The 20,238-nt window shown below is 46.2% G+C and carries 20 protein-coding genes; 17 read left to right on the top strand and 3 right to left on the bottom strand.

Annotation, left to right across the window (positions count from 1 at the left end):
• Positions 1–130 precede the first annotated feature (130 nt).
• The 3 genes from modA to D469_RS22205 all read left to right on the top strand — a co-directional run bounded on the left by modA (position 131) and on the right by D469_RS22205 (position 1,799).
• Positions 131–904, top strand: coding sequence for a molybdate ABC transporter substrate-binding protein (gene modA, locus D469_RS0117980; RefSeq protein ID WP_018924778.1), 774 nt, complete (start codon positions 131–133; stop codon positions 902–904).
• Between the two features lie 15 nt (positions 905–919).
• Entirely contained in the window at positions 920–1,579 is a 660-nt protein-coding gene (modB, locus tag D469_RS0117985; RefSeq protein WP_018924779.1) for a molybdate ABC transporter permease subunit, read from the top strand.
• Between the two features lie 73 nt (positions 1,580–1,652).
• Complete coding sequence (locus D469_RS22205; protein ID WP_018924780.1) at positions 1,653–1,799, top strand: hypothetical protein; 147 nt, start codon at positions 1,653–1,655, stop codon at positions 1,797–1,799.
• Between the two features lie 421 nt (positions 1,800–2,220).
• Here the strand turns inward: D469_RS22205 and D469_RS20745 are convergent, their stop codons facing one another.
• On the bottom strand, positions 2,221–2,976 hold the full coding sequence (locus tag D469_RS20745) for a GerMN domain-containing protein (protein ID WP_018924782.1): 756 nt from the start codon (positions 2,974–2,976) through the stop codon (positions 2,221–2,223).
• Positions 2,977–3,200: 224 nt separating this feature from the next.
• Here D469_RS20745 and D469_RS20750 point away from each other — a divergent pair, with 224 nt between their 5' ends.
• The 11 genes from D469_RS20750 to D469_RS0118070 all read left to right on the top strand — a co-directional run bounded on the left by D469_RS20750 (position 3,201) and on the right by D469_RS0118070 (position 14,587).
• Positions 3,201–3,347: a BH0509 family protein gene (locus tag D469_RS20750; protein ID WP_018924783.1), complete on the top strand. Its 147-nt coding sequence runs from the start codon at positions 3,201–3,203 to the stop codon at positions 3,345–3,347.
• Between the two features lie 220 nt (positions 3,348–3,567).
• Positions 3,568–3,744: a transposase gene (locus D469_RS21830; RefSeq protein ID WP_018924784.1), complete on the top strand. Its 177-nt coding sequence runs from the start codon at positions 3,568–3,570 to the stop codon at positions 3,742–3,744.
• 921 nt (positions 3,745–4,665) lie between these two features.
• Positions 4,666–5,214, top strand: coding sequence for an RNA polymerase sigma factor SigX (locus tag D469_RS0118030; protein ID WP_018924787.1), 549 nt, complete (start codon positions 4,666–4,668; stop codon positions 5,212–5,214).
• On the top strand, positions 5,204–6,526 hold the full coding sequence (locus D469_RS21345) for a GerMN domain-containing protein (RefSeq protein WP_020610683.1): 1,323 nt from the start codon (positions 5,204–5,206) through the stop codon (positions 6,524–6,526). The genes D469_RS0118030 and D469_RS21345 overlap by 11 nt, the downstream gene beginning before the upstream one ends.
• 109 nt (positions 6,527–6,635) lie before the next feature.
• The gene (locus D469_RS0118040) at positions 6,636–7,532 is read left to right on the top strand and encodes a metal-dependent hydrolase (protein ID WP_018924790.1); all 897 of its coding nucleotides are present in this window, start codon (positions 6,636–6,638) and stop codon (positions 7,530–7,532) included.
• Between the two features lie 113 nt (positions 7,533–7,645).
• On the top strand, positions 7,646–7,906 hold the full coding sequence (locus D469_RS0118045; protein WP_018924791.1) for a metal-sensitive transcriptional regulator: 261 nt from the start codon (positions 7,646–7,648) through the stop codon (positions 7,904–7,906).
• Between the two features lie 23 nt (positions 7,907–7,929).
• Entirely contained in the window at positions 7,930–8,313 is a 384-nt protein-coding gene (locus D469_RS0118050; protein ID WP_018924792.1) for a DUF302 domain-containing protein, read from the top strand.
• 577 nt (positions 8,314–8,890) lie between these two features.
• Positions 8,891–9,946: an ABC transporter ATP-binding protein gene (locus tag D469_RS0118055; RefSeq protein WP_018924793.1), complete on the top strand. Its 1,056-nt coding sequence runs from the start codon at positions 8,891–8,893 to the stop codon at positions 9,944–9,946.
• A gap of 387 nt (positions 9,947–10,333) precedes the next feature.
• Positions 10,334–11,425, top strand: coding sequence for an extracellular solute-binding protein (locus D469_RS0118060; protein WP_018924794.1), 1,092 nt, complete (start codon positions 10,334–10,336; stop codon positions 11,423–11,425).
• Between the two features lie 113 nt (positions 11,426–11,538).
• Complete coding sequence (locus D469_RS0118065) at positions 11,539–13,281, top strand: ABC transporter permease (RefSeq protein WP_018924795.1); 1,743 nt, start codon at positions 11,539–11,541, stop codon at positions 13,279–13,281.
• A 379-nt stretch (positions 13,282–13,660) separates the two neighbouring features.
• Complete coding sequence (locus D469_RS0118070; protein ID WP_018924796.1) at positions 13,661–14,587, top strand: metal ABC transporter solute-binding protein, Zn/Mn family; 927 nt, start codon at positions 13,661–13,663, stop codon at positions 14,585–14,587.
• 155 nt (positions 14,588–14,742) lie between these two features.
• On the opposite strand, the gene D469_RS0118075 is transcribed toward D469_RS0118070, so the two are convergent.
• On the bottom strand, positions 14,743–15,531 hold the full coding sequence (locus D469_RS0118075) for a rhomboid family intramembrane serine protease (RefSeq protein ID WP_018924797.1): 789 nt from the start codon (positions 15,529–15,531) through the stop codon (positions 14,743–14,745).
• A gap of 661 nt (positions 15,532–16,192) precedes the next feature.
• Between D469_RS0118075 and acpS the strand changes: the two genes are divergently transcribed.
• The 3 genes from acpS to D469_RS0118090 all read left to right on the top strand — a co-directional run bounded on the left by acpS (position 16,193) and on the right by D469_RS0118090 (position 19,231).
• Positions 16,193–16,552, top strand: coding sequence for a holo-ACP synthase (acpS, locus tag D469_RS0118080; RefSeq protein ID WP_018924798.1), 360 nt, complete (start codon positions 16,193–16,195; stop codon positions 16,550–16,552).
• Positions 16,553–16,615: 63 nt separating this feature from the next.
• A complete protein-coding gene (locus D469_RS20765) occupies positions 16,616–18,148 on the top strand; it encodes a bifunctional ADP-dependent NAD(P)H-hydrate dehydratase/NAD(P)H-hydrate epimerase (RefSeq protein WP_018924799.1) in 1,533 nt (510 codons plus the stop codon).
• A gap of 54 nt (positions 18,149–18,202) precedes the next feature.
• Complete coding sequence (locus tag D469_RS0118090; protein ID WP_018924800.1) at positions 18,203–19,231, top strand: LolA family protein; 1,029 nt, start codon at positions 18,203–18,205, stop codon at positions 19,229–19,231.
• Between the two features lie 815 nt (positions 19,232–20,046).
• Here the strand turns inward: D469_RS0118090 and D469_RS22210 are convergent.
• Positions 20,047–20,217: a hypothetical protein gene (locus D469_RS22210; RefSeq protein ID WP_018924802.1), complete on the bottom strand. Its 171-nt coding sequence runs from the start codon at positions 20,215–20,217 to the stop codon at positions 20,047–20,049.
• Positions 20,218–20,238 lie beyond the last annotated feature (21 nt).

Raw genomic sequence — 20,238 nt, forward strand, 5'->3', positions numbered from 1 at the left:
GTTTTCGCGTCGCAGCAGAAAGTGGGTGATTGCAACCTTTCCCTGTCTTGAGGTATTCTTTTAACCAAGTTCAAAGAATGGAAGATATGAGAGACTAACGTCGAACCAAGACATACAGAGGAGCAGAACGATGAAGTGGAATAAAAGGAAAACAGCCAGCCTGGCAATCGGCTTAGCCGTTCTTGTGGCAGCTGGATGCGGAAATAATGAAGGAGCCGGGGAAGAAGCTGAACTTCATGTGGCCGCGGCAGCTGATTTGTACGACGCCTTTTCGGCGATGGAAGAGCCTTTCACGGAAGAAACAGGCATAGATGTCACCTTTAATTTTGGCTCAACCGGCCTGATGACGCAGCAGATTGAAGAAGGCGCGCCTGTTGATGTATTCGCGGCCGCGCATGAATCATATATTGACCGCTTGATTGAAGGCGGCCATATGGAAGAAGAGACTAAAGCGCACTACGCGAACGGCTTAATTGTCTATTTATACGATGAAGAAAAATACGGGGAAATGGATGCAGAAACACTGGTGGAAGAGGATGTGCAGACGATTGCGATCGCCAATCCTGAGCATGCCCCGTACGGACAAGCAGCCATGGAAAGCTTCGAAGCCCATGAAGTGGAAGAAGAGGTAGATGAAAAACTGGTGTATGCCGAAAACGTGCGCCAGGCCGTACAATATGTCGAAACGGGAGAGGCTGACGCCGGTGTAGTTGCCCTTGCGCTGGCAGAAGAAACCGGCCTTGGTTATACCTTGATTGAAGACGACAGCCATGAACCGATTGTGCAGGCTGTGGGGATTCCCGCCCAAGCGGAATATGAAGAGGAAGCTGAAAGATTTATCGATTTCGTTTTAAGTGAGGAAGGAAGAGAAATATTAGAAGAGTATGGTTTTGAACTACCATAGAGGAGCCGGCCCGAGATGAGTGATATTAGCTTTCCGCTCTATTTATCGTTAAAAGTATCCATCCTTGCTACCGTCATCGCCTTTGTGATTGGCGTTTTGCTGGCGGCCCTGTTTGCGTTTCGAAAAAATGGCTGGACACGGCTTTTATCTTTAATAACGACCTTGCCGCTCATACTGCCGCCCACCGTGCTGGGATATTACATTTTGGTCACGCTCGGCCGCAATTCCTGGCTTGGGCAGACATATGAGCAAATCGTCGGCCAACCGCTCGTTTTCACCTGGCAGGCAGCAGTCATAGCCGCTTCCATCGCCGCCCTGCCGTTATTGGTCCGACCGATACAGGCTTCCTTTGAAAGCATTGATGAAGAAGTGATTGAAGCCGCGAAGATAGACGGCGCCGCACGCAGAGAACTTTTTGTACACGTCATCCTACCGCTTTCCTATAAAGGTATCATCGGCGGAATTGTCATGGGCTTTGCCCGGGCGATGGGAGAATTCGGGGCGACGCTCATGGTGGCCGGCAACATCCCAGGCCGCACCCAGACCCTTTCCATTGCCATCTATGACGCCGTCCAGGCCAACCGCATGGAAGACGCCCACCTAATGGTCCTCATTCTCTCCATCATCACCATCTCTATTTTGCTGGTGTTTGAATTCGTGCTGAGGAAAAAGTAGGAAGAAAAGCGTAGGGCGCCTGAACATTGGCGAAGGGCCCTTCTTCACCGCCGAGGAGGCTGTCGCCGCCGCAGTGCGGGGAAAAGGGATCACAAGCCAATGGCGCCCGGAGCTGGACAAAGAAAAGCGTAGCGGGCTTGAAAACGACGCAGAGCTCTTCTCTTCCACCGAGGAGGCTGTTGCCGCCGCAGTGTGGGAGAAAGAGATCTCAAGTCGTTAGCCCGCGAAGCTGGACAGAGAAAAGCTGAAAGCGGCGGTCAGGGGCGACAAGCAAAAGGCGAGCGCTGCCCAAAGCCGCTTTTTGGCTTTGAAAGGGCACGACTTTTGACCTCGAGCCCCTGCCGCTTGAAGCTAGACAAGGAAAAGCTGAAAGCGGCGGGCGGTTTGCCGTGTAGAAAACCGCTGCCTTCAACGCAAAAATGGGAATTTACTGGGGCGATTTGGACGATTCGACAAGAAACTTGGACGCTTTGCTGCAAAATTTGGACGTTTCGACAAGATTCTCGTACGTTTTTGCGACACTGATTCGCCCCCTTCCTCCATCCCGCAAAAGAACTCAACCTGAATCTCGTCAGCTCCATAAATAAAAAGCCCCGGACCGGCTGTTCCAGCCAGTTCGGGGCTTTCCTGTTTTCGCTTTTCTATTCTTCTACTTCTTCCGCTTCTTCAACGGCTTCGTAGTCACTTGCATCTGGGGCAGGGAAGGCTTCGGTTCCTTCGAGGTGGCCAAAGAGAGATTCTTGTTCTTCGCCATCAATAAGAATTACTGTTTCGCTGTAACCGAATTGTTCCATGATGAGAGCGACTTGATTTACAATTTCCATTTCACCGCCGGAGCCGACATTTGCTTCTAAGAATGCTTCATCAAAGGAAACACGAGCTGTGTCATCTTCGCCTTCGATAGATTGAACGGTGGCTCCTTCAACTAACGGATAGAGTTCTTCGCTTTCTGGGCCGTCAAGCCATGCTTGCACAGCAGCTTCAGGCAAAGCGTCTTCCTCTTCAGCTGTAACTTCCCGCTCTTCATAGTAGGTATTCATTAATTGTTCATCTGGAAAGTAGAGGTTAACTACTTCTGTATATGTTGATTCTTCGTCTTCTTCTGTACCTTCTTCGACTTCATCTTCATCTGTTTCTTCTTCATCAGAAGAAGTGTCTACGTCAGCGTCTTCTTCTGCGTCGCCTTCGTCTTCTTCCGTGCCCTCTTCCGTGCCCTCTTCCTCTTCATCCAGGTCGTCTTCAGTATCTGTTTCTTCCTCTTCGTCTTCTGTTTCTTCTTCAACGGCAGCATCTTCTGTTTGATCTTCGCCGGCTGTCTCTTCTGGGTCTTCTCCTTCACCGCAGGCAGCTAAGACGAATGCAGTTGTGAATAGCGTTAGAAATAATGGTTTCTTCATTGATTTCTGTCCTTTCTTTCTAAAAATGTTTTCTGCTTACTTTGTCGTTGATTAACAGAAAACGTTACACAAATAGATTGTAGATAAATCATCGATAGCCTGTCAAAGGGCTTTCTACTTATTAAAAAATATTTTTAAAGAAAGGATTGACTTCCAAAAATGAACTGTTATATAATACATTTAAACAAATTAAATTGTACAATAACAGAAAGGGAGGCGGAAAGATGATTGAACGAAGAGAGCGCGAGAATATGGTGAGGTTTATTGCGAATGTACGGGGCATATCGGAAAAGCGTTTGATGATGATGACAGATGCAGAAGTGGAACACATTTATGAAACAGTTTACGCAAAGCATGAGATAACTGAATAAACGAAGCTGCCCCGCTATCTACTCAGATGGCGGTTTTTTTGTGGTTATAGGTTTATCGCTGGAGTTTTCATCCCAAAAACTAGGGTGAAAAGACCCACCCTTTTCCAGTTGCTTTACTAGTTGGACTGCATGTTCAATTGACGAAAAGGTTTAGGTATAAAACTTGACAAAACTGTTCAAGTTTTATAAAATTCAGATAATTTTAAAATGGAGGGGTTGAATGGCTCGTAATCGATATTCCACTGCATTCAAGCGTCAAGTCGTCAAAGAGGTTAAAGAAACAGGAAATACCTCATGGATTGCACGCAAATACGTGATTAGCGTAGGTTTAATTCACCGGTGGAAAGTCGAGCATGAGAAAGGCAAGCTTGACAACCGCTCGAAAACAAACGTATAAATGAAAAGTATTTTGAACGCTTAGGCGTTCTTTTTTTGTGGTTAAGGAGCGGTCCGGATCTGTTAACCTTTACTGGAGACGCTGCCGCCTCCAACTGATCGCAGTGGCATATAAAAGAGGTCAAAGCTCTGCAAACAAGTTGTCTTTAGATTGTTACAGGTTGGGAAAGTTGCGTCCGGCAAAAAGTGATATAATGCGTTGGAGAGTATTAAAGAGGGTGAGTAAATGAAACGTATATCAAATAAAGGCTTATTTATATTTATCTCCGTGCTCGTTGTCTTGTATGGTATTTTATATTGGGTATTTGCCTTTGCCTCCGAAATGTAGAAGGGGGCGTTAAGTGAAAGGCTCTCGAACACGTTGTTATGTTGATTTTTATCACAGGCTGCTCGCTTTCAACATAGGTACAAAGGTAACAGTGACTTCACCTTTATTACGCTTACTGTTGTCGAACATTCTTTGCCGCAGGTGCATTCAGAACCTCCTCGGCGTGAGCCAGCTGTTGGGTCTCTTTTAACCTGTGGCCCGCTTCCATCAACGCAGAGCCAAGTTAAAGGAAAGAAAAGCTCATAAGCGCAAGCTTTTGGGTTTTTTCTTTCCTGGGTGTTTTTGAGGAGTCCATAGTTGTAAGCGCAGGAATCAGTGAAACAACTAGTATGTTTTTCCTGTAAACAGAAAATCGGCCAGTTGTTATGCTGAATAGATCGAATGATAAAAAATAAGACAGAACAGATTACTTCCCATCACATAACGATTGACTTTGTCAGGCTTTTAGATGCTGCGGGAACGCGTTTTGGCAGTGCTGATCGTGTCGTGTTTAAAAAGCCGCCTGTGCTTTTCTTGGGAGATAGAATTTAAAAAAACATAAATAAATGTGTAACTTTTCGTAAAGAAGCACGACTAAAGAAGGGAGGGGGAATGATGAATGATGAATTTGATCGATTATATGAAGAACATCATCAAGCCCTGTTTCAGTTTTTGTTCTATATGGTAAAAGATCGGGGAACTGCGGAAGAACTTGTTCAGGATGTTTATATAAAAGTATTGCAGTCGTACGAGTCTTTTGAAGGAAAAAGTAGTGAAAAGACCTGGCTTTTTTCGATTGCCCGGCACGTGGGCATTGATTATATTCGCAAAGAAAACCGGCAAAAACGAAAATGGTTGGGGGTCTTTAGTTCTGTCCATAAAGAAGAAATAAAAGACCATTCTCCCTTGCCGGAGGAAATTGCCTCCACAAACGAAGAGATCCAGGAAGTATATAAATGCTTGAATCAATGTACACCTGACCAGCAACAAGTTATTATTTTACGCTATGTTGAAGGTCTTTCTGTAAAAGAAGCGGCCGCTGTATTGGGCTTTTCGGAAAGTAAAGTGAAAACGACACAGCACCGCGCTTTAAAAAAACTGCAAGAAGCTCTGGGTGAAGGGGAAGACGTTTTGAAAAAAGGAGGTGTAAAACGTGAGAAATAAGGATGAGCATACAAATGAAGAGTTGGAAACACGCCTGCAGAACCTTCCTCGTATTGAAGACCAACGTTCCAAAGAAGAGGTATATCACCAAATTGAACAACGAATGGCCAAGGAACCCAAGCGGTTTAGCGCGAATAAAAAACAACGACCGACTTGGCTGGTTCCTTTATTTACGACAACAGCTGCGGCCTTGCTTTTGCTAGTAATTGTGCCTGGGCTCCTCTTTGATGGTGGCGAGAATCAGCAAAGTGCTGACTATGATACAGAAAGTATGCCGCCGGGAGAGGAAGAAGGAGATGAAGCTGAAGACATGCCAGTCGAAGAAGACGCTGTGGAAGAAGAAGAATCAGAAGAGGAAGAGGCCCCAGAAGAAGATGAGGCTGTAACTGATGACGCTGAGACATTTGAAGCTGTTGAAGAAGATATGGAGGACAACGAAGCTGAAGAGGCGGTAGAAGAAGACGAAGAAGCTGAAACGTCTGTTATACCGGAAGAACCGGCAGACCATCTAGCTGCTTATAGTGCCGTCGAAGAAGAAGGTGAGCCGATTACACTGATGCTAACGGAACCGAACGCTCAGTTTGTTGTTCCGATTACTTATACACTGGCCAATGAAGAAAGTACGTGGGAAGCACTTGGAGCGTTGAATGCGCAAATGTCAGGTGAAGAATATGGCCTTTCCTCTTCTCCGCTGGCAAACGTTGAATTTATCGAAGAAAACGGCGAGGCAATATTACGGTTTGATGAGCAGCCAGTGGAGATGAGTAGTACTGAAACGACATTGTTTGTGGCGGCCGTGGAAGAGAGCTTGCGTTATGCTCATTACGACCGAGTGCAACTAGAAACGAGCGCTGGAGAACCGGTAGAACTCGGTGCCTTAGGCCTCACGGAAGAATTGGAATCCTCCCCGGAGCAAGCGACCTATACCGCCTATGAGACGCCGGACGGGTTTTGGTATTTATTGAATGAGCAGACATTGGCAGAGGGTAAGAGTGCACCAGAAAGTTTTTCTGACGCCCTCCAGGCGATGAGTGAACCAAAAGAAGAAGAGAGTCTTCAGAACCCGCTCCCCTCAGAGGTCACGTATGAATCAGAAGATATCGAAGAGAATGCCGTACGGGTAACGATAGAGGAAGAATTTGAAGAATTGGGAGAGAATCGTGAACAAGTTATGCGGGACGCCATCCTTTTAACCGCTTCAAGTTTTGGCTATCAAACTGTTGAATTTTCTGGCCAAGAAGAACATGAAGGCATAGAAGGGGAGCACGAGGTGAAAGAGGCACCTAGCTACGTGGGACCATTTGAATTTTAAATATGCTTGTGCTTGGAATTCAGGGTGTGATAAAAGGTAAGTAAGGGAAAGGGTTTTCGAAACTTTTCCTAAAATAGTTGATCCTCGATCTAGTGAAGGTGGCGTTAGCATGGACACGGTCACACACACCTTGTTTGGGCTCGTGCTATATGGAAGTGTAGACAAAACGAATATGGACCGGAGAACCAAGACGGTGTTTTTGACGACGGCCGTTGTAGGAAGCCAAATTCCTGACATCGACGTCGTCTCTTCTTTCTTTGATGATGAAGGACAATATCAATGGTGGCATAGAGGGATTACTCATTCTCTTTTTATGGTGCCTGTTTTTGCTTTTATTCTCTCCTGGCTCGCCCAAAAGATAGGGAAAATTCGTGATAAACGCCTGTTCTGGCTGGCTCTCTTAGCCGTCTTAATACACAATGTAAGCGATGCATTTAATACGTGGGGGACCGGTTTATTTGAGCCTTTTAGTTCACAGCGAATTGCTTTTGGCACTATCCCGATTGTTGACTTAACCATTTGGTCGATCATGTTAATTGGTTTTTTGTATCGTATGTTTAAAAAAGGGAGTACTCACCGTCTTTATCATGTGGTTTGGTTAGTGATTGCGGCTCATTTTTTAATTCAAACCGTGCAAGGATATGTCATTTATCAACAATATGAAGATGACTATGAGCAGCATGTAGTCTCGGCACGTTTTGCTCCTTGGCATTTTTCTATCATTGGCAATGAAGGAGCACATGTGGAAATAATCCATGATACGGTTTGGGGAGAGCCAGAGGTTGCTTATGAATTTGAGTCAGCCGAAGAGGCTGACCTGAGTCAACTCTTTGCAGACAGGCCAGAAGCAGAAGTAGTGATGGAATGGTCGCCATTTGTAGTAATTGTGGATGATGATGAAACGTTAGGGGTATTTGACCCGCGCTTCTATCGAAATGGCCAGTCTACCGTATTTGAATATATTGAGAAGAATGTGGAAGATATGTTCGATGTAGAAGAAGAGTGAAAGCTTACCTCATTTCCTGGGAAATAATTGTCGGATTGTGTTGTGAAAAGGTGACGACCTGTGTGGAAATGTTTATAATGAAAGCAAACGGGAATAGGTATAGGGGTGTATGTATGGAATACGATGACAAAATGAAAAATAGAATGAAGCGTATTGAAGGCCAAGTCCGGGGCGTAATTAATATGATGGAAGAAAATAAAGATTGCCGCGATTTGGTCGGGCAAATGTCTGCGGTTCGTAATGCCCTTGATAAAGCAATAGGCGTGATAGTCAGTGAGAACTTAGAACATTGTGTACGAGAGCAGATTGAAAATGGAGAGAATACGGATGAAACCATTCGGGAAGCTGTAGAGCTCTTAGTAAAAAGCCGCTGAGTTAAAATGAAAGGGGACGTTTCATGTTTGCTGAAATCAAAGAGACAGATCGCCCGCTCGAGGATGTAGCTGCAGATTTAGAACATGCTTTTACCGAAGAGAAATTCGGTGTACTGTGGCAGCTCGATATTCATGATAAGTTAGAGGAAAAAGGGGTCCCGGTGGATGAGGAATACCGGGTGTTGGAAGTGTGTAACCCGCAAGAAGCAAAAAGCCTGCTCGAACAGGATCCGAAAACGGTTTTATTCTTACCGTGCAAAGTTGTATTATATACGGAAAATGGCTCTACAAAAGTTGGGTTGGCAAAACCTACGCACTTGTTCGCGCCGCTGGACAATGAAGGGATACAGCAACAAGCGGAGGACTTAGAAGAGCGGTTGAAAAAATGCGTGCAGCAAGCTGTTTAAGTTTCCTCCTGGATAGATGTATGACAAGGGGCTGTCTCAAAAGGGCAGCCTCTTTGCTAGTCATCAAATGAAAACGGGGTGACTCCGTTTGCGCCACTGCCATATCGCAAATGCAGCACGGGAAAATCTCGACGTCGTACTTATTGAGTGACACGGCACTCAATACTCATGACACCGCACTCGAATAACGTGACTCCGCACTAATATAGAGTCACACGGCACTAATGAGCCGTGACACCGCACTCCATCACCACTACACAAAGGAAGGGGGGCGACTGCGAAATCGAAGCCCGTCACTGCGCAAAGGAAGGGCATGAAGCGCACCCCGCTCCCTTTTTTAATATTCTCAAAGATGTTGAGACAGCCCCTTATCGGTAGGCCGCAGCGCTATAATTCACTAAACGTTCACTATTGTCAGAAAATAAGTAACTATCATTCGGTTCCCGCGTTGACGTTAGGCTGGTGCCGTGCTATAATTCACCTGTATTGAAAATCATTCTCATCTAGATAATAATTATTCTAAATAAATAATGGTACGTTTATATATTGCCAACTTATCATTTGGAGGGTCGGTGTCATGAGTTTTGTTCAGCTAGAACAACTTACGAAGTCGTTTGAACGAGGTCAAGTCCCTGCTGTCAACCAATTGAATTTACAACTAGAAAAAGGCGAGATTATGACCCTGCTTGGACCAAGCGGGTGTGGGAAAACGACGACCCTTCGCATGATAGCCGGTTTTGAACAACCGACAAGCGGAACGATCAAGATCGGAGGGCAAACGGTTTATTCCTCTGATACTTCCGTGCCGCCGGAGAAGCGCGGAATCGGCATGGTCTTTCAAGATTATGCGCTTTTTCCGCATTTGAATATTGAAAAGAACGTGATGTTTGGGCTGAATAAATGGAAAGTGCGCGAACGTAAAAAACGCGCGCGCGAAGTGTTAGAACTAGTGGGGCTTGAAGACTACGCCACTCGTTTTCCAAATGAACTTTCTGGGGGTCAGCAACAGCGCATTGCCTTAGCTCGAGCGCTCGCACCTAGGCCACATGTGGTGTTAATGGACGAGCCATTTAGTAACCTTGACGCAGGACTTAGGGAGAAAATGCGTTATGACGTCACGACTATTCTCCGCAAAGCAGAGACAACCGGCGTGATCGTCACTCACGATCAGAAAGACGCTTTTGCTGTGTCTGACCGTGTTGTCGTCATGAATGAAGGCGTTATTCAGCAAGTAGCGGCGCCAAAGGAAATGTACAAATGCCCGAAGAACTGCTTTGTCGCTCAGTTTGTTGGCAAGACCAATCTATTAAGCGGTACAATGTGTTCGGATTTGAAACATGTGAATACACATATCGGGAAGATTTGCTTACCTGAACGCAAAGATAAAATGATTGAAGATGTTAAAGTTTCCATCCGCCCAGAAGGATGTATGTTGGCCGATGAAGGGCGTTATTCAGGAAATGTCGAGCACGTGACCTACAGCGGTGAATATCAGGAGTTGGCTGTGCGCTTAAAAGGTGCTGAAATGACAAATGAGCCCATGATTATTTATGCACCGATTGAACAGGATGTTGAAGTTGGTGCGGTGGTTTCATTTGATATTAAGCCGGAACTTGTGGCGCTTGTAGATTAAATGTAAGGGTATTTTATGAAACGATCATTTCCCCTCTACTGCCTAGAGGGGATTTTTTCGGGCCTTGAGCAAGATGGGGGCCAATTGGAAGAAAGCGTTTATTTAGCGGTTCTGTTAAAAAATAGTGTTGATATGTTCATGGTCTCCCTTTCAGCGAACGTCCGCGCTCCTTCAGTGGGGCTCGACAGGCTAGCTTTTTCTTGAAGAGTGTCGGCCGTTACTGCCGGGACTAAGAATGAACTTGGTCACCAACACCTTTTGACAGAGTCATTTTTTAAAAGATTAGTTGACAATGATTATCAATCCCATTAAAATAAGACATGTACTAATTGATAATCAATTTCATTGATGTTCATTTAAATACTTACTAAATAGGAGGCATCACCCGTGAAAAAACAACATATATGGCTGTCTGCAGCATTGTTTTCATTTATGGTAATTGGAGCAGGCTGTGGTGACGACAGTGAGAATGGTGAGGCAGAAGGGAACGGCGAAACAGCCGAAAATGGTGAGGAAGCTGAGCAGGAAGAGACCGATGAACTTGTCGTTTATTCCGCTCGAAATGAGACGTTTGTAGATCAATTTCTTGATAAATTTGAGGAAGATACCGGTATTGAAGTTCAGGCGCTGCATGCTGATGACACAGCAGTGAACCGCATTCAAGAAGAAGCGAACAATGTTCAGGCTGACATATTTATTTCCAATGATGTGGGAGCCATGGAACATTTGCGTCTGCAAGACCTTCTCGATGGCTATGAAGCCGAGAATATCGACAGTATTGATGAAGATTTCCGGGCCGAAGATGATTCCTGGGTAGCGTTATCTGCGCGTACACGTGTTTTGATGTACAATGAAGACTTAGTAGATGAAGAAGATGTACCGGATTCTATTGAGGACTTAGCAGATCCAGAATATGCTGATCAATTTGCCGTGACACGAGGCGCGAATGGTAGTATGATTGGACATGTCTCAGCGCTTCGTCAGGAATGGGGCGATGAGCAGACGGTAGAATGGTTAGCCGATGTAAGTGAAAATGCCGGAATTATTACCCAGGGTCACGGTGATATTCGTGAAGCTGTTGGTACAGGGGAAGTTGAATTCGGGCTTGTGAACAACTATTACTACCATCAGCAACTAGAAGAACCAGAAAACAATAATGTCGGTGTCGTGTACCCAGATCAAGGAGAAGACGAAATGGGAGCTGTCCTTAACGCAGCAGGCATTGCTATGATAAATGATGGACCGAACCGTGCAAGCGCTGAAGAATTCATGGACTGGGCGCTTGAAGAGGAAAATCAGCAAGAATTCTCGTATGAGTCCTTAGAGGTACCAATCAATCCAGACATCGAGCCAGTTGACGATGCAGCCTCAATTGATGAATACGAAACACATGATATGCCGCTAAGCGAACTTGGTGAAGTATGGGATGACACCCTTGATGTCATTGAAGAATCAGGTATGGACCTAGAAGTTCGCTAGCCCCGTTTAACTAGCGGTAGCAACTAAAGGAAATAATGTGCTAAGCACGTGGCAGATAAACTGCCAAGATCAGTGCTGTAACAGTTTTTTTAAGCATTCTGGGAGTTGTAATTATGAGTCGCCGAAGCGATAAGACTGAGGAATCCAACCAACAAAAACAACCAGATACTGAAATGAAAAAGGCTGAAGAGCAAGAGAGCTCTTCGGCCTTTGGTCGTGAAAAAGAACCTCAGCGAAGGCTTCCTGTTGGTCTAAAGGGCGTTAGAAAAGCGTGGCTTAAGCAATGGGGAGGGCGCCCGCCTGGACCGATCCTTCTGCTTTTGGGGATGCTCACAGCTCTTGTTATGGGACTTCCAATCCTGTATGTGGTCGTCCGTTCGTTTACGGCCGGGGCAGATCGTTGGATGACGATCTTGGACGACCGAATACCTGGACTTTTGTGGAATACGCTGACGCTAACGTTTATGGTAACATTGTTTGCTCTCATACTCGGGGTCAGCTTGGCTTGGATTGTCAACCGGACGGATATTCCGTTTAAACGTGGATGGCAATGGATGCTGGCACTGCCGCTTGTTATACCGCCTTATATTGGCGGTGCTGTCTATATTATGATTTTAGGACCTGTCGGTTGGCTGTCGCAGTTTTGGGAAGAAGGAAGAGTATTTGCAGGTTGGTTTGGCGGCTATCCGTTGGAGATTTATTCGTTTTGGGGCGTTGTTTTTGTCTTAACGTTATTCACGTTCCCTTATGTATTTTTAATTACAATGGCAAGCCTTCGAAAAATGAATCGTAACTTTGAAGAGGTCGCCCGCTCTCAAGGGTTGTCGACTTCCCACATTTTTTGGCGCGTCAATTTGCCATTTTTACGCCCGGCTATGGGGGCTGGTGCGATTCTCGTTATTTTGTACGTCCTGTCTGATTTTGGGGCAATTGCGATCTTAAGGTATACAACCTTTACTGCGGCTATCTATTATCAAATGGGAAGCTACGATAATTTATCAGCAACCGTATTAAGTGTTGTATTAATTGCAATTACATTGGTTGTTCTTTGGACGGAAGCGAAAACACGCAAGAAAAATGCCTATTATCAAACGTCCAATACGTTTAAAGAGCCGGATACCTTAAGACTTGGCAAATGGAAGATACCAGCGCTGCTTTACGTCTTTATCGTCTTTTCTTTCTCCGTTTTGGTGCCGATTGTCGTTCTTCTTTACTGGACCTATATTGGCATTGGCGAAGGTGTCATTGACAGTGATTTTTGGGAGTATACGTGGAATAGTATCCGCGTATCTGGTTATGCAGCACTCATCTGCATGTTATTGGCGATTCCGATTATTTACCTGAAGTCTCGCTACCCATCCCCAATCACTGCCTTTATTGACAAGCTAAGCTATGCCGGCTACGCCTTGCCAGGGGTGATTGTGGCACTTGGGATTATCTTTGTGTTTAACGAACACATTCCGTGGCTTTATAATACGTACTATTTGATTGCGCTGGCTTTTGTGCTTCGCTTTTTACCGCAAGCCATGCAATCAGGAGAAGCTTCACTCAGTTTGATCTCCCCTCGTATTGATGAAGCGGCTCGAAGCCTTGGTCATCCTCCGTGGAAAGTGATGTTCAAAGTCATTTTGCCGTCGATTATGCCTGGGGTGCTCGCCGGTGGAGCGCTCGTATTTGTGAGTGCGATCAAAGAATTGCCGGCGACGCTGTTACTTAGGCCGCCTGGATTTGATACACTTGCTGTGCGGATTTGGTATGAAACGAATGAATCGTTTTACCATTATGCTGCTCCTGCAGCACTGGTAATTATTTTGATTTCCTTGTTGCCGCTTCGTTATTTGTTGAAAAAATATTAAGACGGTCTGTTTGCATAGGGTTACCCCTTGTAGCAGATCGTTTTTTTATGCTCTTTTGTCGGTAGGGGGCGTACTGCCGGGATCTTTAGCTGCCTGTTTACCGCTGGAACTGTCGCTTTGCCCAGCTATATGGTGTTTCTCAAAAGGGATTAATAAAACGTAGCAGATTTTTTAATCGACCATGCACTAACAGAGCCTATATTAAATAGAAATATTAAGTACACACAATCTTATTTACAACACCATCAGCTTCTTATACAATTTAATTGTTGCATTAGGAAAAATTTTTTAAAGGTGGCAAAACCCTCTTTTTTTTACTAATTGTTTTGCCCTAGAGAAACTTTTTTAAACACATAAAACATTTAAAGGAGAGAGTTACATGAAAAAGGGTTTATTCACTGCTGGAGTTTTAGCACTTATTACGTTGAGCGCTTGTAACGAAAACACTGATGAAACAGAAGGGATCGCAGCTGAAAATGATGCAGACGAACAAACAATCTATGTAACGACTAGCTTTTCTGTATTAGCAGATTACATTGAGCAAGTAGTCGGGGACCGAGGTGAAGTGGATTATATTGTTCCACGTCATGAAGAGCCGCACGAGTACGAACCTGTTCCAAGCGATTTTGAAAAAGTAAGCGACTCTGAAGTCTTTTACATTAATGGTTTGAATCTTGAAGAATGGCTCGAAGGCTTGGTCGAAAACGTTGGAGACATTCCGGTAGTTGAGCTGGCTGCAGAAGCAGAGCCAATTGAGCTTAGAGAAGGGGGCGTGTATGACCCTCATGTATGGTTAAGCCCGGAAGAAGCTCCGCTCTATATCGAAGCTCTCGTTGAAGATCTAAGTGAGCGGGACCCAGACGGAGCGGATGAGTACCGCGAGAATGCCGATGCATATCTTGAAGAACTCGAAGACCTCCATGCCTGGACTGAAGAGCAAATGGAAGAAGTTGCAGAAGAGCATCGTCTGATCGTAACTTCAGAGAACGCCTTTGAATACTTCGGCCGCAGCTACGGCTTAGATACGGAAGGAGTGTGGGAGATCAACTCTCATGAAGAAGGGACTCCGGGACAGGTGGCTCGACTTGTAGATGTCATCAATGATCGAGAAGTGCCGGCGTTGTTTAAGGAGACGACAGTAAGCCCGGATTACATTGAAACAGTCTCTGAAAATACTGGCGTAGAGATCAGTGGAGAAGTATACACCGATTCTGTGGGTGAAGAAGGCAGTGGAGCAGAGGACTATATTAGCATGATTGAACACAACGTAGAAACATTCCGTGCTGGCTTGGCTGAATCGGAATAAAAGATACTAAAGGGGCTGCTCTTATCAAGCAGCCTTTTGAACTAAAGCATTTATGAAAATGGAAGGGGCCGGCTTAGCTCCATCAGGGGCCCGGCCGATAGTAGCAGAGCGTAAAAAAACCAGCTGAAATATTTCAGCTGGTGTCTAACATAGAGTTATAAAAAGTTTGAGATTACTCCAATGATCACAAGAATAATAAAGGCAAGGCCGAGTACATTCATCGCGGTCGAGCGGTTAATCCGAATTCGTGAACGCCGCTTATTCCAACGGTTCGGATCAAACGTCGGCTCCGCGTCTTCATCGGGACGCTGCCGCACTTCCATGTAGACCGGAGTGGCTTTCCGCAAAATAAGCGGTCCAAGCGCAGCACCGGCAATCGCCCCGAACAAGTGGGCAAAGATATTGATATTTGGCGTAATAAAGGTCATTATCATACCGATCGCCAAAATAATAACAATCATCTGTGAGCTCGCTTGATCAATTAAATCACGCCGGTACATGACCATATACAAATAAAGTCCAAGCAAACCGTAAATCGCGCCAGACGCACCGAGGTGAGGAGCATAATCCAGTCCGCCCAAATAGTAGGTAGCGATATTGGCAAGAATGCCTGTTGCTAAATAGAAGAAAATAAACTTAAATTTGCCTAGCATCCGTTCCAGTGCCGGGCCGAATAAAACTAAAGCAAACGAATTAAACAATACATGCCCGGTGTTAATATGCATAAAAATAGGAGTTACCAAGCGCCAGTATTGATTTTCCGCATATATTAAGAAGTTCAAACCAATCCCATATTCGTAAATCAAATCACCAAGCGGAAAGAAGGGAATAAAGCGGCTCAGATTCATTAATAAAAAAATAAGTAGATGAATCGCCACAAGCGTTGTAATAATCGGGTAATCCCGCCTGAACGTATAAAAAGATTCGTTACGTAAAAACATCATCGTGCTCCACCTCGCTTCCTCAAGATCAGGACCGTTGCAACAAAACTTCAAGTGTAACATTTTCTCACGGAGGGAACGCGCATATAAGGACAAGTTCACTTTACGCGCTCCCCTCTAAAGAAAGCAAGCGATAGTCTTGTGAACAAATAAAAAGCCGAACATTCCTTTCCTCTATCCTATCATATTGCCTAAGAAGCAGGGGAATGAGAAGATTGGAAAAAACATCCTATATAATTGAGCATCCCCACTCCCCACGTTTAGTCTAGGAGGAAAATTGCAAAGCAAAGACCCGAAAGAATGCTCTAATGGTGCGCTGCGGCCACAGCGCTTCCGTATTTACTTTTAAAAAATGGGGGTTTCGCGGTTGTGGTGGCGCGTCCTCCCGGTTGAGGCGTCTAGCATCTTGGTTGTTGCATCGCTCCCCTTCATTGTGACATGCTGATCCGATTGTGGCGTGCCGCTCCCCAGTTGAGGCGTCAAGTCTATAGGTTGTTGGGTCCCTGCAAGTTATCGTGGTGCTTTCCCACAGTTGTGGCTTACACCCTGCGCCCCCGCCCGTAGCCCTGTAATTTCATCCGCTTAGCACAATACCTTCCTTGTTAAATTGTGGTACACCTGATATACATAAAGTAGTCGAATTTGTTAGGAAGGCGGATCAATAATGATTCAAGGAATTGGCATGGACATGGTTGAAATCGAACGAATAAAAGAAGCGGTCGAACGCAATCCGCGTTTTATCTCACGGGTGCTTACCGAACGCGAAGTGAAGCGCTTCGAAGCGTTGCACGGCAAACGCAGCTATGAATATTTAGCAGGAAGATATGCTGTTAAAGAAGCGTACGGCAAAGCAAACGGGACCGGCCTAGGAAAAGATATTTCTTTTCAGGACCTGGAAGTGAACCAGGCTCCATCGGGTGCTCCTTTTCTTGAAGTAAATTCACTCGCTTTTAATAAACGTGTACACGTTTCAATTACGCATACTGATCAGTTTGCAGCAGCCTATGTCATTATAGAAGAATAGACTTGTCTGCATATGACTCGTTTTTTGCACATAAGTATTTATTGCGGTTAGGAGGGACCTGACATGCGTGTGGTAACTGGTGAAGAAATGGGAAGGGTTGATGCCTTTGCAATGGAGGAGATCGGCCTTCGCGGCGAGCTCTTGATGGAGACAGCTGGCCAGAAGCTAACCGAAGCTATTAAAGAGACAGGCTTGAAAAAGGAGAGCCAGGTTGTGATTTTAGCAGGCACTGGCAATAATGGCGGGGACGGCATTGTGATCTCCAGGCTGTTGAAAGAGGAAGGTTACAATGTGACGACCTACGTAATTCCTCCTTTTGAAAAAGTGAGAGGGGACGCTCGCAAGCATTTAGAGATCCATCAGCAAGCGGGGCACAGCGTTCATCAATATGACGCTTCGCCCGCCGAGTGTATCGATCAGCTTCAGACGAGTGATTGTGTCATTGATGCCTTGTTAGGGACGGGGATTCAGGGGGAAGTGAGAGAGCCTTACACGCGTCTCATTGAAGAGGTTAACCGATCTGCCGCCTTTATTGTTAGCATCGATGTTCCGAGCGGTCTTTCCGCCGCGGAAGCAGCGAATCCCAACGTAGCCGTACGAGCTGATCTAACGCTTACGGTTCAATGCCCGAAGCTTAGCTTTTATACGTACCCAGCCCGCACCTTTTGCGGAGAACTAAAAACGCTGGATATCGGCATTCCTGCTCGGGCATTGCAAACAGAAGGGGAGGCGCGGTTTACGTGGGACGAGAAAGATTTTCTGACAAGTTTTCCAGAAAGAAAGACTGAAGCTCACAAAGGGCAGCACGGCAAAGGTTGCTTAATTGCGGGAAGTTATTCGATGCCGGGAGCGGCTGTACTTGCGGGGAAAGGAGCGATCAATGGGGGTACAGGCTTATTGACAATGATTGCTCCTCCTTCCATACGCGAGATTGTCGCAACCCCGCTTCCGGTAGCGATGGTGGATGCCCCGTCAGGAAATGAAGCTTATCTTACTGCTGAAAGTCTTGAGCAGACGGGTGTTGATTCATTTGACGCGGTAGCGGTAGGGCCGGGCCTTGGCAGAAAAGGGGAAGAAACCGAAACACTCATGGGCAGGCTGCTTGAGCGGGTGCAAGGCCCTCTCATTGTCGACGCAGATGGACTGTTTGCCATAAGCTCAAAGCTGAATCAATTAAAAAGTCGACAAGCCCCTACGGTGTTAACGCCGCATCCTGGCGAAATGGCTCAATTGCTGAATTGTTCGATTGAAGAGGTAGAGAGCCACCGCTTTTCCAGGTCGCGAGAGTTTGCTGTTGAATATGGCGTTCACCTCGTCTTAAAGGGACCTTTTACGATTGTGACTACCCCTGAAGGCAGGCAATATGTCAATACGTCAGGAAACAGCGGTCTTGCAAAAGGGGGAAGCGGCGATGTCTTAACTGGGCTTCTTTTGGCTTTTTCCATGACCCATGCTCGTCTCCAAGAGGCAGTCTCAAATGCTGTATTTCTCCACGGGAAGACGGCAGAATATCTTGCTGAGTCGGTTCCGCTAATAGGCATCAATCCGGACCAGCTCGCTGAAACCACACCACATGCTTTTCAATCGCTGATATAAACGTCTTGGTTCCCTCCTTTGTCGTGATTTTAAGCGGACAAAGGAGTGTTGCACGTGCGTAGAGCAGGCTGGCTGACACTGCTGCTTGTTACATTGATTCTAGGATTAACAGCCTGTGGTGAAAAAACGCAGGAAGAAGTCGTTGAAGATTTGGACCATGTCTTGCAGGACTTGGAAGGGTACAAAGCAGAAGCGACGATGGTGCTTGAAACAGGCGAAGAGCCTAGAGAGTATGACGTAGGCATTTGGCACATGCAAACGGACAGTAACCAGTACTACCGGGTAGAATTGAACAACGAAGACGAAGAACAAAATCAACTCATTTTACGCAATGACGACGGCGTCTTTGTCTTAACTCCGGCGCTGAACAAACGCTTCCGTTTCCAAAGTGACTGGCCGAACAACAACAGCCAAGTTTACCTGTATGAATCTCTTATCTCGGACATTTTAATGGATGCCGACCGCACCTTTGCGATTGAAGAAGACCAATATGTCTTTGAAACAAAAACGCACTACCAGAACAAAAACTTACACAGTCAGGAAGTTATTCTCGACCGCCGTTCTTTGACACCAGAGACGGTCAAGATCTTTGACCCTGACTATGAACCTCTAGTAGAAGTGACCTTCCATTCCTTTGATACCGACGTCACCTTTGACGAAGATGACTTTGAAATGGACAAAAACATGACAGCCGCTCAACTCGATGTACCGGCCCATACTGATGAGTTTATTGAAGAAGAACACGAACAGGAAGTCTTTATGCCAAACCACGAACTTCAAGGCACCAGCCTCGCCGAACGAGAAACCGTTGAAGGCGAACGGGGCGACAAAACAATCTTAACCTACGAAGGGGAACGCCCATACACGATCATTCAACAACCAGCTGCAGTAATGGAAACAAGCACCTACACCGATGTTGGCGCAGGTGACCCTGTACAAGTAGGGGAAACGTATGGATATCAAACCGCAGACACCTTGCAATGGACGAGTGACGCCACCGAATTCATGATCGCATCAGACGCACTAACAGAAGATGAAATGCTGACCATTGCTGAATCCATGAACACCACAACAGAAAAATAAATGTAACCTTCCCAGTGACATCACCGTATGTTTCTGGGATTTTCTTTGAAAATTTTCGCAGCGCTGGAGCAAAACACGGGTGGGCGAGGAGCTAAGGGAGCGTCACGCGGCACTCGGTGGAGGGGACGCGGCACTGAGCGGATGTCACGCCACAAGACTACGGAGTCACACCACAAGACTACGGAGTCACACAACAACAAAAAGGACGGACGCCACAACCTGAGACCGTGACTCCACAACCCAAGTCCCCCACGCCACAACCTGAGGGCCTCACGCCACAACAAAGCATCGCCACGCCACACTTTCCCCCCTGCAGTGCGGCGTCCCCTCGTGGTTAGCATCACGCGCCCTTTATGAAAAAGACAAAAGGAAGCGCTGCGGCCGCAGCGCAACATTCTAGTGCCTTTGACAGGGGAAGATCGTGGGAAAATAGAGTGGTCACATTTATTTGGACAGTTCGACATGAAACTTGGACGTTTTCTGCTCAATTTGGACGTTTCGACAAATACCTGTGACAGTTCGACAAAATTATCTTACGCTTCGACAGGATTCTCGTACGTTTGGCCCGTGAATGCTCCGTGCAGCCCGCTCCGCTTTTCTCTGTCCAGCTTCAAGCGGCAGGGGCTCGAGGTCAAAAGTCGTGCCCTTTCAAAGCCAAAAAGCGGCTTTGGGCAGCGCTCGCCTTTTGCTTGACGCCCCAGACCGCCGCTTTCAGCTTTTCCTTGTCCAGCTCCGCGGGCTAACGACTTGAGATCTCTTTCTCCCACACTGCGGCGGCAACAGCCTCCTCGGTGGGAGAGAAGAGCTCTGCGTCGTTAAGCAAGCCCGCTACGCTTTTCCTTGTCCAGCTCCGGGGGCCATTGGCTTGTGATCCCTTTTCGCCCTGCTGCGGACGCTTCCTCCACAGCGGCTACGCCCGGGATCGTCGATAAGGAATGAGACGCGCCACTCGCAGCCCAAGCACCCTCCACTTTTCCAGTTGACATCTTGCTAGTTCCCTACAATAA

It is taken from the genome of Salsuginibacillus kocurii DSM 18087 (genome assembly GCF_000377705.1).
GTDB classification, from domain to species: Bacteria; Bacillota; Bacilli; order Bacillales; family Marinococcaceae; genus Salsuginibacillus; species Salsuginibacillus kocurii.

What these genes read in the sequence shown, in the direction of transcription:
- modA (WP_018924778.1), top strand. Translation starts at nt 131, where the DNA reads ATGAAGTGGAATAAAAGGAAAACAGCCAGCCTGGCAATCGGCTTAGCC.
- modB (WP_018924779.1), top strand. Translation starts at nt 920, where the DNA reads ATGAGTGATATTAGCTTTCCGCTCTATTTATCGTTAAAAGTATCCATC.
- D469_RS20745 (WP_018924782.1), bottom strand. Translation starts at nt 2,976, where the DNA reads ATGAAGAAACCATTATTTCTAACGCTATTCACAACTGCATTCGTCTTA.
- D469_RS20750 (WP_018924783.1), top strand. Translation starts at nt 3,201, where the DNA reads ATGATTGAACGAAGAGAGCGCGAGAATATGGTGAGGTTTATTGCGAAT.
- D469_RS21830 (WP_018924784.1), top strand. Translation starts at nt 3,568, where the DNA reads ATGGCTCGTAATCGATATTCCACTGCATTCAAGCGTCAAGTCGTCAAA.
- D469_RS0118030 (WP_018924787.1), top strand. Translation starts at nt 4,666, where the DNA reads ATGAATGATGAATTTGATCGATTATATGAAGAACATCATCAAGCCCTG.
- D469_RS0118040 (WP_018924790.1), top strand. Translation starts at nt 6,636, where the DNA reads ATGGACACGGTCACACACACCTTGTTTGGGCTCGTGCTATATGGAAGT.
- D469_RS0118045 (WP_018924791.1), top strand. Translation starts at nt 7,646, where the DNA reads ATGGAATACGATGACAAAATGAAAAATAGAATGAAGCGTATTGAAGGC.
- D469_RS0118050 (WP_018924792.1), top strand. Translation starts at nt 7,930, where the DNA reads ATGTTTGCTGAAATCAAAGAGACAGATCGCCCGCTCGAGGATGTAGCT.
- D469_RS0118055 (WP_018924793.1), top strand. Translation starts at nt 8,891, where the DNA reads ATGAGTTTTGTTCAGCTAGAACAACTTACGAAGTCGTTTGAACGAGGT.
- D469_RS0118065 (WP_018924795.1), top strand. Translation starts at nt 11,539, where the DNA reads ATGAGTCGCCGAAGCGATAAGACTGAGGAATCCAACCAACAAAAACAA.
- D469_RS0118070 (WP_018924796.1), top strand. Translation starts at nt 13,661, where the DNA reads ATGAAAAAGGGTTTATTCACTGCTGGAGTTTTAGCACTTATTACGTTG.
- D469_RS0118075 (WP_018924797.1), bottom strand. Translation starts at nt 15,531, where the DNA reads ATGATGTTTTTACGTAACGAATCTTTTTATACGTTCAGGCGGGATTAC.
- acpS (WP_018924798.1), top strand. Translation starts at nt 16,193, where the DNA reads ATGATTCAAGGAATTGGCATGGACATGGTTGAAATCGAACGAATAAAA.
- D469_RS20765 (WP_018924799.1), top strand. Translation starts at nt 16,616, where the DNA reads ATGCGTGTGGTAACTGGTGAAGAAATGGGAAGGGTTGATGCCTTTGCA.
- D469_RS22210 (WP_018924802.1), bottom strand. Translation starts at nt 20,217, where the DNA reads ATGTCAACTGGAAAAGTGGAGGGTGCTTGGGCTGCGAGTGGCGCGTCT.